Raw genomic sequence first — 15296 nt, forward strand, 5'->3', positions numbered from 1 at the left:
CCGATCAAGTCGGGGCCGGCGGACAAGTCGAAACACCTACGCCTCCCCCTCGCCAGGCCCCTCCCGTGCTGCCGCTGCCCAAGATTGACCAGCAGACGGGCGGACGGGCCTGGGATCTCCTCACGCACGGGCTCAGCCCCACGAGACGTGCATCGGCGTCCGCGTCCTCGGTGCCAAGGCGACGTCGGCGCGATACATCACGCGATGCGACGACGGGTACGCGAAGACCTTTCACGGCTTCTACAGCGAACGCCAGCAATTCGTGTGCGATCTTCTGAGATTTCAATACGTGTCGGCCTATTGGGTGATCAACCCGCTCAACCCCGCCCTGCTTGCCCTGTCGTGCAACCGCATCACACAGGCCAAGGAGACCGCCACGGCGAAGGATGTCCCTCGCCTTTGTAACGTCCTGCTCGATGTGGATAGCCATCGCCGCAAGGGCATTTCGGCCACCGATGCCGAGCTCGGCCACGCACTCGATCTCCGAGACCGGATCTTGCAGGGCGAGCCGAAAATCCGCGAGCGGTCATGGGGCGGGGTATCGGGAAATGGCGGCTATCTCATCTTCCGGCTGCCCCGGCCCTTGCCGAACACGGATGCTAGCCAGGCGAAGATCAAGGCCTTCCTGAAGGCGTTGGCGGCGAAGTACCGGAGCGATCACGCTTCTCTCGACGTCTGCACGAATGACCCCGCCCGCCTGGCCTGCGTGGGAGGCAGCGTCAAGGTGAAGGGAGATCATCTGCCCTCCCGGCCCTGGCGGTCTGTCACCGTCGACCACGTGGGGGCATTCTTCCGATGAACGTCCCCGATTTCGACTTCGACGAGTATTTGGCCGAGCTCGGATGTGATTTATCGGACGCGGAAGAAAAGCCGCCGACGTTCCCCACGACGATCGCTTCGCTCCCCACCTTGGGGGGCGACCACAGGCACGACGTGCATCGCTATGGCGAAGTGGCGGCCGACCGCCTGGTTGCAGACTTCGAATCGGACCAATGCTCCGACGGAAGGAACAACGCCTTCAACAGGGCCTGCGATCGCCTGGGGAGGATCGAATCGGGTACCGGGATCGCCGGGACGCGGTGGCTGGAACAGCTCTCCCACATCGCCATCGCGAAGGGGCTCGGCCAATCCGAGGTGGCTGCAACGGCTCGCTCGGGCTACGAATCGGGGCTCAATAAGCCGATCGACGTGAGCCACGTTGGGCGGCGGGCAGTCAACCCTGGATCGGCTCGCCAGAAAGGGGGCGATTCTCGGGCCGAAGACGACTCCAAGTCCTGGGACCATCTCGACAACCCACAGCGGATGGCGATGGCGTTCCTCGGCTCCAAGTTCCGCCTCTTTGGCGATAACACCCTCGTCTGGTTCCAGGACGACTATTACCGCTGGGTGTCCGGAAGCTACCAGCGAATACCTGCCTCCAGCCTCAAGACGATCCTGGCGACCTTCTGTCGGGACGAGTTCGAAAGATTCCTTTCGGATGAGCTGATGCGATGGGGGATGAGGAACTCGGGCAACCCGGATGGGGAGGCCGGCGACAACGAGAAGCCGAAGCTGAAGAAGCTGACGAAATCCTTCGTCGCCGACGTCATGCAATCGTTGGACACCTTAATCGCAGTCGACACCCTCGCCTGCCCCGGCGGATTCGGGTGGATCGGAAAGGGGGAGGCTCCGGATTGGTCGCTTGATGACATCATGGTCGCGTCCAACGCGATCGTGAACATCAAGCTGTATCTCGAAGGCCGGCCCTGCACGATGGCCCCGACGCCGCGGCTGTTCGCCACCAACGCCCTGAGCTACCCATGGGATGCCGCCGCCCCGCCGCCCACCCGCTGGCTGCGACTGATGAACGAGATCTGGGGGGACGACACGGAATCGATCGAGTGCCTCCAGCAGTGGTTCGGATACAACCTGACGAGGATCACGAAGTATCAGAAATTCATGTTCATGTTCGGTGCCAGTCGGTAGCCGTTCACAGCCTGGGATTGTTGTTTCCGAATGGCGTGACTATCTTTCCAGCATGGCCCCAACGCCTCCGCTTCCAGAATCGTTGTGGGAAACGGCTTCGCCAGAGGTCCAAGCGGCGGTCCTCGCGCTCGCCGCGTTCTATGACGAACGCCTCGCCCAACTGGAAGCGCGCGTCAAGGATCTTGAAAATCGGCTGAAGCTCAACTCGACCAATTCGTCCAAACCTCCCTCCTCTGATCCGATCGGGATGAAGCCGCAAGCCTCCCACTCCCTCCACGGGGAAGAAACGGGGCGGCCAATCGGGACATCGCAAGGCTCACCGCGCGTTGGCCCCGCCCGAGCTGATTCGCGCGACGACTGAGTGCAAGCCGACCGTCTGCCGCCGATGCGGTGAAGGGCTCTCGGGCGATGACCCCGAGCCCCTGATTCATCAAGTCGCGGAATTACCCAAGATCGAGCCGCTCGTCGACGAGTATCGGCTCCATCGCTTGATCTGCCTCGGTTGCGGCGAGACGACGTGTGGCACCTTGCCCGCGGGGGTCCCTGCCGGTTGCTTCGGCCCCTACCTCCAAGCCGTGCTGGCCGTACTCGCCGGGGCCTATCGCCTCAGCAAGCGACAGATCCAGCAGATGGTCAGGGATCTGTTCACCCTGTCGATCTCCACCGGCATGATCTCCAAGCTGGAACGGCAGTCGACCGTGGCCCTGGAGGCCCCATACAACGAACTGGCGACTTCGGTCCACGATGCCGACGTGGTGAACATCGACGAGACGTCGTGGCGTCAGGGTCGTGTCAAGGTCTGGTTGTGGGCGACGGTGACCTCGTCCTGCACCGCCTTCACCATCGCCAAGAACCGCAGCGGCGAGGTCGCCCGTGCCCTCTTGGGGAGCCAGGGCGACAAGGCGGTCGGGAGCGACCGCTACAGCGCGTATGAATGGATCAAGGCATTCGGGCGACAGGCCTGCTGGGCCCATCTGCGCGCGACTTCCAGGCCATGATCGACCGAGGCGGCGATGATGAGCGGATCGGGAGGCCGTTGCTCTCGTTGTCGGACCGGTTGTTTCACCATTGGCACCGAGTGCGATGGGACCGTGCCTTGGGGGCAATTCCATGAGCGAATGCGACGGTTGCGGCGCGAGGTCAAGGAGGCCCTTGAGAAGGGATCGCGGTGCTCGTGCGCGAAGACCGCGGCGACCTGCTTCGAGATCCTGAAGGTGGAAGAAGGCCTGTGGACGTTCGCGCGAGTCAGGGGAGTCGAGCCGACGAACAACGTGGTCGAGCGGGCGTTGCGACACGCGGTGATCTGGCGACGGATCAGTGGCGGGACCGACAGCGTAGACGGGAGTCGGTTCGTGGAGCGGATGCTGACGGTCGTGGCGACCTGTCGTCAGCAGGGTCGCAACGTGCTGGATTACCTGACGACCTGCTTTGAAGCGGACCGTCGCGGCCAAGCGCCCCCCTCCCTCTTGCCGATCCACACGCCTGAATCGAACGTCCCCTGATTTCACCTATCCCACCCTGTGAACGGCTACGCCAGTCGCGCGGGCAAAGGGACCATCCTCCGGTCCCTGAAGCTGCTAATCGGCGAGCACAACACGTGTGCCCCGTCGCTCCTGTCGATGGCGGGCGAATTCGGGCTATCGCCGATGATCGGCAAGCTGGCCGCGATCTTCGATGACGTCCAACTGGACCCGCGGACGAATATGACGGTCGCCATCGAACGGCTGCTCTCCATCACGGGCGACGGTTCCTTGGACATCAACCGCAAGAACCGCGAACACTGGATCGGGAAGCTTTCCGCCCGGGTCACGATGGCGAGCAATGAAATGCTCCGGCTGAGCAACTCATCCGGCAGCCTGGACAACCGGATGCTGGCTCTGAAGTTCGTCCGGACATTCCAGGGGCGGGAGGATTTCGGGCTCGACGACGCGTTGGCCGCAGAGCTTCCCGGGATTCTCCTCTGGTCGCTCGAAGGCCTCCGGCAGTTGCTGAAGAACGGCCGGTTCACCCAGCCGGCGAGCGGTGCCGAAGCCAAGGAGGCGATGCGAGAGCTCAACAGCCCGATTCTCGCATTCCTGCGAGAGTGCTGCGTGGTCGACGCGGAAGAGGACTGCGAGCGATCGGAGATCTACGAGAGGTATCGGGCGTGGTGCACGCCGCAGGGGATCAAGGAGCCGTGGAACCAGGCGACGTTCGGCCGCAACTTGAACTCGGCGATCCCCGGTCTCAAAAACGGTCGCCCGCGTGTGAATGGGGGCCACGTGCGAACATACGTCGGGGTCGGCCTGAAGCCGCCGGAGACGCTCGTCGACTCGCGTGGTGGAGGCCAAGCCAGTGACATGCCGTTCTGATCAGTCGGTGGGGTTGTGGGCACTCCATGGCGTGGTCCAGGGAAAGCGTTATTGGTCCAGGCATGGTCCAGGGAAGAAGTGGCTTCCCTGGGCCACGCTTAAACCTTTGCATGCTAACGCTTTATACCTCTGTTTTCTTCTTTGGTCCACGTGGTCCATGCAAAATAGAAAGTTACGCACATAAGAAAAACAGGTGGGATACCTAGCTAGACCCTATAGAGAGAGTTCCACCCCCCGCCATTGCATGGACCACATGGACCAATTGGCGTAGACCTAGAGCCACCAAACAGATACGACAATCCCGTTCCATGGACTATGCCTGGACCACGTCCAGTTTGCCTGGAGCAAGCCTGGACCACTGTCGTCAAAAGTAAACTTTCGTCAGGAACCGTTAACCCTCCGTTCGCGTGCCATGTGAGCACGTTCAACGCACGTCCCCTTCTCATCACTCCCGCCTCACCGAAGGAACCCGCATCGTGCAAGTCACCCTCTGTGACAAATGCCGCCGCCAACTCGACCTCCTTGAGATCAAGCCCGTGAAGATCCTCGACCCCGCCGAGTTCGAGGAGTTCACCTGGCATCTCTGCCCGGCATGTCTGGACGACCTCAAGGCCTGGCGACGGTCAGGGCCGATCACGCCTCCCGAATCTTCCGCAGCGCCCAATCCGCCTTATCACCCGACCCGACGATTTGAACCGTCAATGAACTGAAAGGGGACGGGCCACGCCACACCGCTCGCGTGGGAGGCAAGGTGGTCACCTCCGACGACCGGACGCCCTTCCTGGGTCGCCTCCCACAACCTCGAACCTTCACCACTCGACCTTCAACAGGAACCTCACCCAATGCCACGCAGCCACAAACGTCGCCGACGACGCATCACGACCGCCGCCAAACCGGTGGACGTCCCCGCCCGTCTCGCCTTGATCAACCTCGCCAAGGCCGTCCGGTCGATCGGTGCTCCCGCAACGACCTGAGATCCACCGCCCGTACCCGCCCGATCGCACAAATCAGACCCATTCGTGAACACTGATACCACCAGCACATCATAAGTGCACCGAGATCAACGCCCCTCGATCAACGCCGGTCGCCACGTGAGCGCCCGGTTAGTCCTGAGAACCGTTTTGACTTCAACTGAGGAACCCTGTCCATGACGACCGCTACCCTTGACCGCCAGTCCGCCCGTTCTACTCACGCCGAATCCCGCCCCGTCCGCCTGGCCAACCCCGCCCACGCCAGCACCATCACCCCTGCCGTGGGTGGCGAATACCCCGTCAAGCTCGCCAGGGCCGACGAACGATTCCAGCTCGGGCACGATTGCGGCGTAGCATGGGCCGACAACGTTGCCACCCGCGTTCAGCTCGAACGCCTGGCCAGGCTCGCCGATGAACTCGGGGGCGATGAGGATGTGGCCGGTTACTTCACCAATATCGACCGTCAACCCGCCAGGGCCTGCGATGAGTTCGCGAACATTGTGGACCCCGCTCTCGTCGACGATCCCGCGGGACGCCGAAGGCTCTGGCGAGGGATCGCGAGGGACGTCCAGGCCGCACGCGTTTGGACCGACGCGAATTTCGTGAGCGGCGTGTTCGCAGCGTCGGTGGACGCCTGGCGGACGGTCGCAGCCGAGTTGTGAGCCCTACCCGTCCGGCGTTAGCACTGCGGTGGGTGGCAATCACCCTCCCACCGCTCACGTCCGGCGGTGGCCACGCCCCGCGGTGGGCGGCAAGTACCCTGACCTCCCGCCTGTCACATCATTCGCATCAGTACCAATCGTGATTACTGGTCTGACCAGTTCGGTTAACCTTCGGTGAACGGCCACCCACCTTCATCTGTCCCACCCGCCAACCCTCCCAGCAACACAATCTGTCCGCCCGCCCACGCGATCCACGCACCTCGCCCACCCTCTCGTCCACCCGGGCATGCGGGACGCCCTACTGGGCAGCCAGGGGCCTTGGCGGGCGGGTGGGGGTGGGACGGGTGGGACCGGCGAAACGGCTGGACTTCCGGAGCGTGCGGGTATCACTCCCGCGGCATCGGTGGGCGGCCAGGGCAACCGGTCAACACTCGTTCGGACATCGTAATTTCTTCAAGTTACCAAGTCCACATTCAAGGAATCTGATCATGATCGGCAAAGTTGGTCCCAACGGTATCACTGCCTGCGTCGATGGCATGCCCGGCCGCGGTGAGGTCGTGCTGCACGAGTTCGAGGGCGAGTCCCTCGTCCCGAGGCGGTCGGAGGTCGTCTACAGCGTCTCCACGCTCCCGATCCCGGCCGACAGATTCGTCATCCTCCTGCCGGTCAACGACCTGCTATTCGCGGTGCCCGTGGGCCTGCCCCTGGGCGGGATCTCCATCGTCCCCGGGGACGAGCCCGCGTACGACGACGAACCGGCCCCGAAGGGCGATGCTGATTGACCGGCCGGGATCACCCCGCCGGTTCGCACTACATCAACACTTCACCCTCAACCCGCCCTTCATCCACCCTACATCGAGACAATTTCCATGCCACCCCCAGCCAGAATCGAGCGAATGGTCACGGGCGTGTCGTCCGTCGACTCCTGGATTGACAAGGTACTCTCCGCGATCGAACAGGCGTTGAACGTCTCGGGAAGCGATGGAATCAGCGTCCGCCGCGGGCCGCAGGGCATGCAGATCGGGTTGAACGTCGGGCCCACGTCCACCCTGGCCACGGTCAAATCCGGCGGAATCCCCAAGCTCTCCGGCGGCGTGCCGGGCCGGGGCAACGTGACCATCCAATCCTTCGACGGGGTGAATGCCCCCGTAGGCATCTACGACGACCAAGCGTTCAACATGGGCAACACGGATATCGCCGCCGGCTCGCTCGTGGCCCTCTCGAGGGTGGGACGCTACTGGTTCGCCTTCGTGGTCCCTTGCCCGCCCGAGGAGGCCTGAGACATGGCTTGGAAGAGAGACAATCCGGGGTGTCCGTGCTGCGGCAAGCCGTCCTGCAAGTCTTGCGTGATCGTGACCGACGGTTGCTCGGGGGCCAGGGTCGCCGGGGCCAGCGTCACGCTGTCTGACGGCACGAACACCTACGGCCCCGTCCTGACCACCGGCCAGATCATCGCCGTCAACGTCTCCCCGCATGGCACCGGATACGATCCCACCAACGTGCCGACGGTGACCATCTCGGGCGGTGGTGGCTCCGGGGCCACGGCGACGGCCATCCTCTCCGGGGGCGTCCCGTCCGCGTCGATGACTTCGCCCGGCACGGGGTACACGAATCCCCGGCTCGCGATCGGCGGGGCAACGACCGGCTCAAGGGCGACCGTCTCTTATGCCTGCCAGGTCGACAACCTGACCCTCAACTCCGGGGGCGGCGGGTTCACGGATGGCACGGGCTACGCCCTGTCGTTCTCCGGGGGCACGCCGACGACCGCGGCCGTGGGCACGTTCGATGTCGTCGGGGGTGCCGTCCAGAACCTGGTGATCACCAACCGCGGGGCCGGGTACAAGTTCGCACCGTCGGTCGGATTCTCGGCGGCCGGATCGGGGACCGGGGCCTGGGCGACGGCGACCCTCCGCTTCACCTCCATCTCGGCCGGCGGGGGCACGCTCTACGTCTCGCCGGCCGTCACGATCACGGACCCCAGCGGGACCGGGGCGGCGGCCAACGCGACGGCCAGTGCCATCACCATCGGGTCCGTCATCGTCAACTCGGGAGGCTCGGGCTACACGAGTGCCCCCGCGGTGAGCTTCGCATCGTCGTCCGGCTCGGGGGCGGTTGCCACGGCGACGGTGGCCACGCTCGCATGCTTCCCGAAGGTCCCGACGGGCACCTACACTCGGACGACGACGGCGACCGGCTACGGCACGGACACCTCAACGGTAACCATCACGAAGGGCGTGAACTGCGGGCCGAGCAATGCCGCGACGGTCAATCTGCCGCCGATCGGCTATTTCACCGTCAACTGGTTTGTGATCGGCTGCGGGAGCCAGGTCCATTTCCCCGACACCGGCAATCCGCTCCCGGGGGCCACGGTCACGATGACGGGAGCCGGGGGCCTCAGCGCCACCGGGACGACCGATGCATCGGGCCTACTCACGCTCGCGCTAGGGCCATTCACCGGCACCCTTCCGAGTTGGAGTGCCACGGTCAGTTACCCCGGATTCTTCAATCGCACGATCACGGGTGCCCCCAACATCTGCGCCGGGACCACCCGCAATCAGCAGATCAAGATGACTGCCGCGTCGCCGATACCGGCCACGATGGGATGGATCTGCATCCCCGGGCCGAGCGGGCAATGCGGACCCTACTCGTTCGAGCTCACGGACCTGACGATCACCGATTCCAAGAATGGCACGACGACGCTGACGTACTTAGGACTCAACAGCGGCGGCTTCTATAACTGGGAGGGGTCGCAGGCGGGGACGTTCGATGCCGCCGGCTCCTGCCCGGCGTCGTCGGGAACCGTCTCGTACAGCCTGACCTTGAACCCCACAGGGGGATGGAGCTTCGGCGTGGGCCTCTCCATGCAGGACGTCTACGGGTTCGGCTGCGACTGCCCCGGGCCTGGTTCGCCACCATGTACGTCTCGCATAGGATGTGGCCCCATCTCCAGCAGTTACACCTGCCCGCCTGCGTTTATGCTCGTGTTCTCGCTCGACCCATCCAGCGCAGTCCTCTGCCTCGGGGCCTACGGGAGCGGCGGGGGCACTTTCACAATCACCCAATGACGAGGATCCTCGATGCAGAGATGCGGGACATGCCCCTTTGAAGGCGGCGAATGCCTGGCTGTGAAGATGCGAGTCAAGCGGCTTTGCGAACTCGCCGACCCAAGCCATCCGGCGCATCGTCCAGGATACCGCGAGTTCCTGGCAAGGGGAGGCGTAGAACTTCCGTCGATGCCTCCCAGCATCCGGGCCGAGCCAATCGTCGATGTCGTCCCAGAAAGCGATGAGCCGCGACCGACCGGGGTTTTCGCCCCGATCTCGCGGCTCAATCAACACCTGGAGATCCTCGAGATCATCGAGGCGTGTGATTATCGCACGCCCGTCGACAGAGATTGGGAGACGGGATGCGGATGCAATCCGACCTGGTTCTGTTCCCAACGTCGCGGGAGCTTCCGGGGAAAGGAGCACGAGGTGTCCAAGGCGGACTGCATCAGGTGCGTGACGTCACGGTGAGCCCGGGAGCGCCCGCTGGGGCGGCCATCCCCTGGGTGGCAACTCCCTCGGGCTGTTCGCCAGCGAACCCTAGGAGGTTACGTTGGCGGATTGCCTGCGGTGCGTGTCCGGTCCTACCGACCAACCGAGTGGGTGAATCGGAGACCGGCGGTCGTGAGGTCACGCACCGTCCGGCCGCCTGCGGCAGCCACGTGGGTGGCCCGGACGAGTGGCCGGGATGCTACGCCGTCCACCGGTCAACCACCGCCGCGGCCACCGGACACACCGCCTGAGTAGACCCCTTCCGCCCACCGGACACCCCTTCCGCCCACGGGCACCGTCAACCGGTCCACGTGGTCCACACGTTCATGCCGCCCGCCGTTGCCGGCGGCACGCTGGTGGGTGGCGTGGGCACCTCGTACAGATGCCATGACTGGCGGCGGTGGGGGCGTCATGACCGGGCGGCAAACAGCAAAGGGAGTCCGTGAATCCCACCCATTGGTGGCCATGATCCTAGGTGTCCAGAGTAAACTAGTTTACGGATTTCGGACTCCCAAACTGTTTCGCCGAACAATTCGCAAGTTATTGTCGAAATAGAGGTTGTTGGCGTCTGCTGACGGTTGCAGGTGTCTGCTGGCGGCGTCCTTAGTTGACAACGATTTGTGGTCAGATAAGATCAGTACACAGGAACAATGTTCCGGTGGATGCTGACCGAACTGTCGGCTCTGGTTAGGAAGAATCATCGGACTTGGCCATTAACTCTCCAGTTGAAAGGAGGGGTAGGTGATGTCTGGACTTTATGTTCACCAAAATTTGCCCGCGACTCCTGAAGCTTGGAGCGAGCAAGTAGTTTTGGCCAATCGTCTTTTCCAGGAGTTCTACGGGCAGTGTTTCTGGCATTCGCCAAGAAACCTGAACATCTCCGAGGAAATGATCCCGTTCGTTGTCAAAGGCCTGCGGGTTCACGGTGGCCAGGAAGGCTTTTACTGGTCGCAGAAGCTTCGGACTCGAGCTGTCGAGCCTTGCCCTGCCGACGAATCTCACTCCAATGCGAGCAGGCTTGTCGGATGCCTCTAACTCCCTTCCAAAGGGAGGTTGCTCGCATACTGGCTGCCAACCGGAATCCCGAATCATACATCGCCGGCGGTGCCGCAATCAATCGCGGAGAAGGGTGGCTGCGCTTCTCCAGCGATCTCGACATATTTAATGATATGTCAGTAATTGTGTCATTATGCGCCTCGGAAGATGCGAAGTTTCTGGAATTTTTAGGCTACTCAGTCGAGTGGAAGATCCGTCACGACGGGGTTCATCGAGCTCAAATCAGTAAAGGCGAGGATAGCATTCGCCTGGATTGGGTCAACGACACCGCTTTCAGATTCTTCCCCGTTCAGAAAGATGAAGATTTCGGCTATTGCTTGCATCCAGCCGATTTGGCCACCAATAAAGCCCTGGCATGTGTCGGCAGGCATGAAATCAGAGATTTTATTGATATTCTTCAGATCGACGAGAAGTATTTAAGTGTTGGCGCTGTGGTGTGGGCTGCCTGCAGCAAAGATCCGGGATTTACACCGGATTTCATGCTGGATTTCATGAATCGGCACTCAAATTTTCGACCCGACGACCTCCTATCGGAAAACCTCGCGAGAGAGGTCGACTTGAGGGAGATGAAGATTCATTGGCTAGAGGCCAAGGCGAAAGCCCAGGAATTGTTCGCCCAACTTCCGGAAGATGAGCTTGGCTGTCTCTACCTTGATGCTTCAGGAAATCCGGTCACGCCGAATCCGTTAAGTGCCGACTTCGCATCATTGATACGCCATAGAGGCAGCGTCCGCGGGGTATGGCCCGAAATTTCTTAGCACGCCGCCGAGCTGAGCAAACAGCGCTTTGCTACGCCAAAAGAGCCGATCGGCGATCGGGCCGCCCGACTCGTGAAACCGGATGTCATCCCTAATCCGGACTCTTGGGGATCATGCCAGGACAAATCTTGCTCCCCTGGATTGCAGACCCACCACGCCCGTGGGTGGCCTGTTTTTGCGTTAGAAGACGCAACGCGGTGATCCATCCAACCCGCACAGCCATTGCACCTCGCTAGGCATGAGTTCCCAATGGGAGAGAAGTCCTCTGGCGATCCTCTCGATGGCTGGCAAGTTCTTACTAACAAGCCTCATTGCCTCACTGCCGCATTCGTTGAGTAACTCGTCGACTAGAGACTTGGTCTGTTGCAAATCGTCTTCTTTGAAGGGCTCTAGGCCCTCTTTCGAGCATGGAGTCGTTGCAAAACGAAGGATACTTCGTGCGTCGAGCCAATCGTTTAGGTTGGCGCTACCAAAGTCTGGATGCAGGCAGCCGGGTGGATAAGGCCGACACTCGGCGAGGGGCCCACAAAACGACAGGACTGCCTCCGCTTTGGCGTCCTCTACCCTACCGAAGAAACTGGGTTTGTCGATCGCGTTGATGCGGATTAATTGGCCGAGGATCTCGCCACATCGAATCTCGAAGTTCGTCCGCTTAAGAATCCATACTTTCGAAAAAGGAATGCCGTAGTGGGCCGCAGCCATAGCATGACCTGCTTCATGAAAGGCGGTGGTTTCGACCCAATGACGAATGTCAATCATAAGAGTACGTCCCAAGCCGAGCGGCTGTCTCATCGCGTGGATTATCCGAGGGCGTTACCCGACCCAGCCTCCATCGGCCGTATCCTGAGTCGCCGGAAGCCAAACACGCTTTCGCAAGCGGGGGTTACTTGGTTAGCCTACCCCGTTCGACCGATGAACTCCATTCAACGAAAGACTCACGCAATGCTCAAGGTTTACGTGATCGCAGCGGTCATTTGGCTGGTCGGGCAATCTGACATGTGATCACAAATATAGAGCATAGACGCCGGACTCCCCAACGCCTGAATCAGTCCCGCCACGGTTTCCGGCCAAGTTCCATGGTCGAGACTGGGGACGGCCTACCACATGTGGGGTGGCTATAGGCGGCCTGCAGATTGACCTCAATTATTGGCGGCTACTGATCCGACCCCGTCAGTGCCTTGAGCCTGGTCTTCACGTATCCAGCCGCTTCGGCGTTGGGGTAATCCTTAAGGAACTTGCGATACGCCTCGACGGCCTTAGCAGCCTCTCCCTGCGAGTCGATGAGCCTCGCCGCGCGGAATGCGTTCGAAGCCTCACGAATGGTCGAAGTCTCCGCGAGGGGCTTCGACCTTTTCTTTTTGGGCTCAGGAGCCCTCCGCTTTGGTTGAGGCTCGGTGTTCTCGTCTTCAGGGATCGGCTCGCCGAATGGTGCGGCTTCCGGCTCTGGCTGCGGGTGCGGAACTGGCTGCGGTGCGGGAGCCTGACTCCGTCGCGGGTCTTGCACTTGGTCGATGGGCGGGAGGTCGGACTTCCTGACCTCGGGCCAGGGCCAAGTGTTCTCTTCGCCTTCGTGGTAGATCAGCCGGCCGACATTGATGCTCAACCCGTAGCGATCCATTACCTGTCTGTCGAGCTCCTTCTCGAATGCTTCGTAGCACTCCTGCCTGCGGCGTTCGCGATCAAGCAATGTCTGCTGATCGAAAGGAGGCTCAAGCTGCGGAACGCGACGATCGGCCTCAAGGTTGGCAATTGACCCCACCCGATGGAGCTCGGCGTAGATCTCTCGACGCTTGAGCAGCGTGAGGCCATGCTCGACGTCCTTCGTCGACTCCTCTTCAGTCGGCTGCTTGCGGACGCTGGCCCTGGGGATCCACCCCTCTCGCCCCTCCCAGCCGCGACTGTGGAGCCGGATCTTGACTGCCGCCGAGTCGCCTCCAACAACCAGGCCGGTGTTACCAACGCCGCCCGCGAACTTCTGCTCTCCATTCTTGAGGGTTCGTAAGTTCACACCCGGGTTGGCGAAAGCCCGTTCAGAGAACATCGTCGGCTTCAAAATGTCGACGATGTCACCAGGCTTCAGGTCAGAAGGGCCGAGGTTTGAGGATGGCTCAACCACGGGCAGGGATGGTGGGGGCAAGGCCACACTGTTAACCTTACTGGTCGGCCTGACGTTCATGAGCACGGCGATTCCCGTCGCGGCCATCCAGGCGATGAACAACACGAGACACCCGCACCCCAGCGTTTTCTTGAGGCCACCCAACAACCTTCGTTGTATCGGCCGTCCGCATCTTGGGCAGGCCTTCGCCTGCTTACTTACGACTCCCCCGCAATCCGGACAGTTCGTCAACTTCGACATTACTCGCAACCTTCAGATTTCCTGACGACGTCATCATGAGGCGATTCACGGCCAAGGTTAGCCTGGCGGTGGATTTTCGTCCACTTCAAGTTGGGAACTCTCGGATCTTTGAATCGCCCCACGGGTGGATTAACGGAGATCCTTGAACGTTTGACGTCACAACGCCCGGCCCCTGTCGCCCATCAATCGGGGCCACCCACGTGGGCGGCAACGTGGCCTTATCCTACACCCCACGGGCGTTGTCGAGGGGCGGACGACGCATGCCGCAACGCGGCGGCCGGTGGGCGGCAAAGGTCCCCGATCTCCGCTCCGTACACGGATGTACAGTCGCCCGACGTATGCAGATTCGCTTGTTTAATTTCACGGATTTCACGTAAATGAAACCGTGATATCTCAACTATTTTATTTCGAACTTGACTTTCCGCCTTACTCCGTCATTCTGGGCGCTTTACTGAGACGTTTGGCGGAGGTGCGCCGTGGGACGCCCCGTGAAAAGGCCCTGGCAGCGTGAAGGTGACGACCAGTGGTACGGAACCATCCATGGGCGCAAGGGCGTCAAACTGGGGAACCCTGAGTCGATCCAGACATATAGGCAGGCTGAAGCCGAATTATTCAGGCGGCGGGGGCAACCAAGCCCCCGGAAGAGGAAGAGGTGCGCAGATGAGAATATTAGGGGTTCGGGTCTGCCATTCCACGAATATCAGAAATTCGTAGAAGAGCACGGCGGGATGATAGCGGTGACCGCCATAAAGGATCTGTATCACGACCTCATAGTGGAATGCTCAGAGAAAGAAGTTGAGAGGGAGTGCGATAGCTGCCGACTTGCGGCCCCTTTACGCGTACTGATTGAACGCGATCTTAGGGCCGGGGCGTGCGATTGCTCGTTGGACGATTGGCTCGAGCTCTTTCGCGACGACGTTCACGCCGCGGAGAAGCGGGGTTGGCCGGGCAAACCCGACCCAACCTACCTGCTAACCCCAGCCTTGAGAAAGCTGGCTCTGGCGGCCGAGCGGGCCGAGGGTCCCGTTCAAATTGACAGCGATTCCCGCATCGCCCCTTATCGCGGCAAATGGGTACTCCTCGACAGTAAAGGCGAAATGCTCGACGATTTAGAGATGCCAAATCATTGCGATCCCGAGTCAAAGCACTGCGAACCGATCTTGTTCAAAGACGCTCGGACCGCCATTGCTGCGCGTGTGCTGATTCGCACTATGTGTGAAGGCAGAGAGCTCCGATACAAAGTTGCACTCCGAAAGCTGGACGGATCGCTCAAAGCCTGATCGACCTGTGTCACCCTTCTTGCTTCTTGGTGAGCTCGTCCGGCGAGACGCCCAAAGCCGAAGCAAGCAACTCGATCGTCTCCGGTTCCACCCGGACCGCATTCAAGATCGAAGAGACCCGCTGCCGCGAGAAGCTCTCGCCCGTCTTTTGGGCCACAAGCCTGGCAATATCGGCACTTCGAATTACAATATCGCCATATCCAAGCCTGTAAAGATTTTGAGCTAATAGGGGTCCTATCGGCTCGTCCACCGCCACCTTTTTTCTTGCCATCTCGTCCGCCCCCTGGCGATGAAGTCGAAATCATCTCACTGGCCAAGCCTATCCCGCAAATACTGCTTTGTCAACAGCCACGAAAATAGA

15 protein-coding genes and 1 pseudogene are annotated in these 15296 nt (G+C 61.4%); 13 read left to right on the forward strand and 3 right to left on the reverse strand.

Annotated elements, in window-relative coordinates:
• Positions 1-289 precede the first annotated feature (289 nt).
• The 12 genes and pseudogenes from ACOYYX_RS11870 (at position 290) to ACOYYX_RS11925 (ending at position 11299) form a co-directional block, all read left to right on the forward strand.
• On the forward strand, positions 290-799 hold the full coding sequence (locus ACOYYX_RS11870) for a hypothetical protein (RefSeq protein ID WP_422930115.1): 510 nt from the start codon (positions 290-292) through the stop codon (positions 797-799).
• Positions 796-1965, forward strand: a complete 1170-nt coding sequence (locus tag ACOYYX_RS11875) for a hypothetical protein (protein WP_422930116.1) — start codon at positions 796-798, stop codon at positions 1963-1965. The genes ACOYYX_RS11870 and ACOYYX_RS11875 overlap by 4 nt, the downstream gene beginning before the upstream one ends.
• Positions 1966-2017: 52 nt before the next feature.
• Positions 2018-2326, forward strand: coding sequence for a DUF6444 domain-containing protein (locus ACOYYX_RS11880; protein ID WP_422930117.1), 309 nt, complete (start codon positions 2018-2020; stop codon positions 2324-2326).
• 214 nt (positions 2327-2540) lie between these two features.
• Positions 2541-3467, forward strand: a pseudogene (tnpC, locus tag ACOYYX_RS11885) (IS66 family transposase).
• An 18-nt stretch (positions 3468-3485) separates the two neighbouring features.
• Positions 3486-4316, forward strand: coding sequence for a DNA primase family protein (locus ACOYYX_RS11890; RefSeq protein ID WP_422930118.1), 831 nt, complete (start codon positions 3486-3488; stop codon positions 4314-4316).
• 476 nt (positions 4317-4792) lie between these two features.
• Positions 4793-5026 (forward strand): hypothetical protein, encoded by a 234-nt coding sequence (locus ACOYYX_RS11895; protein ID WP_422930119.1) that lies wholly within the window; start codon positions 4793-4795, stop codon positions 5024-5026.
• A gap of 132 nt (positions 5027-5158) precedes the next feature.
• Positions 5159-5290, forward strand: a complete 132-nt coding sequence (locus tag ACOYYX_RS11900; protein WP_422930120.1) for a hypothetical protein — start codon at positions 5159-5161, stop codon at positions 5288-5290.
• A gap of 173 nt (positions 5291-5463) precedes the next feature.
• The gene (locus tag ACOYYX_RS11905; protein WP_422930121.1) at positions 5464-5949 is read left to right on the forward strand and encodes a hypothetical protein; all 486 of its coding nucleotides are present in this window, start codon (positions 5464-5466) and stop codon (positions 5947-5949) included.
• 488 nt (positions 5950-6437) lie between these two features.
• Entirely contained in the window at positions 6438-6731 is a 294-nt protein-coding gene (locus ACOYYX_RS11910) for a hypothetical protein (protein WP_422930122.1), read from the forward strand.
• 114 nt (positions 6732-6845) lie between these two features.
• A complete protein-coding gene (locus tag ACOYYX_RS11915; protein ID WP_422930123.1) occupies positions 6846-7229 on the forward strand; it encodes a hypothetical protein in 384 nt (127 codons plus the stop codon).
• 3 nt (positions 7230-7232) lie between these two features.
• Positions 7233-9014, forward strand: a complete 1782-nt coding sequence (locus ACOYYX_RS11920) for a hypothetical protein (RefSeq protein WP_422930124.1) — start codon at positions 7233-7235, stop codon at positions 9012-9014.
• Positions 9015-10510: 1496 nt separating this feature from the next.
• A complete protein-coding gene (locus tag ACOYYX_RS11925; protein WP_422930125.1) occupies positions 10511-11299 on the forward strand; it encodes a hypothetical protein in 789 nt (262 codons plus the stop codon).
• Positions 11300-11479: 180 nt separating this feature from the next.
• Here the strand turns inward: ACOYYX_RS11925 and ACOYYX_RS11930 are convergent, their stop codons facing one another.
• Together ACOYYX_RS11930 and ACOYYX_RS11935 are read right to left on the reverse strand one after the other, a co-directional pair.
• The gene (locus ACOYYX_RS11930) at positions 11480-12091 is read right to left on the reverse strand and encodes a hypothetical protein (protein WP_422930126.1); all 612 of its coding nucleotides are present in this window, start codon (positions 12089-12091) and stop codon (positions 11480-11482) included.
• Positions 12092-12452: 361 nt separating this feature from the next.
• The gene (locus tag ACOYYX_RS11935) at positions 12453-13559 is read right to left on the reverse strand and encodes a hypothetical protein (protein ID WP_422930127.1); all 1107 of its coding nucleotides are present in this window, start codon (positions 13557-13559) and stop codon (positions 12453-12455) included.
• A gap of 572 nt (positions 13560-14131) precedes the next feature.
• On the opposite strand from ACOYYX_RS11935, the gene ACOYYX_RS11940 reads away from it, so the two are divergent.
• Positions 14132-14935, forward strand: coding sequence for a hypothetical protein (locus tag ACOYYX_RS11940; RefSeq protein WP_422930128.1), 804 nt, complete (start codon positions 14132-14134; stop codon positions 14933-14935).
• Positions 14936-14945: 10 nt separating this feature from the next.
• On the opposite strand, the gene ACOYYX_RS11945 is transcribed toward ACOYYX_RS11940, so the two are convergent.
• Positions 14946-15206 (reverse strand): helix-turn-helix domain-containing protein, encoded by a 261-nt coding sequence (locus tag ACOYYX_RS11945; protein WP_422930129.1) that lies wholly within the window; start codon positions 15204-15206, stop codon positions 14946-14948.
• Positions 15207-15296 lie beyond the last annotated feature (90 nt).

Origin of the sequence: Singulisphaera chitinilytica, from assembly GCF_049331405.1 — a bacterium.
Taxonomy (GTDB): domain Bacteria; phylum Planctomycetota; class Planctomycetia; order Isosphaerales; family Isosphaeraceae; genus PoT.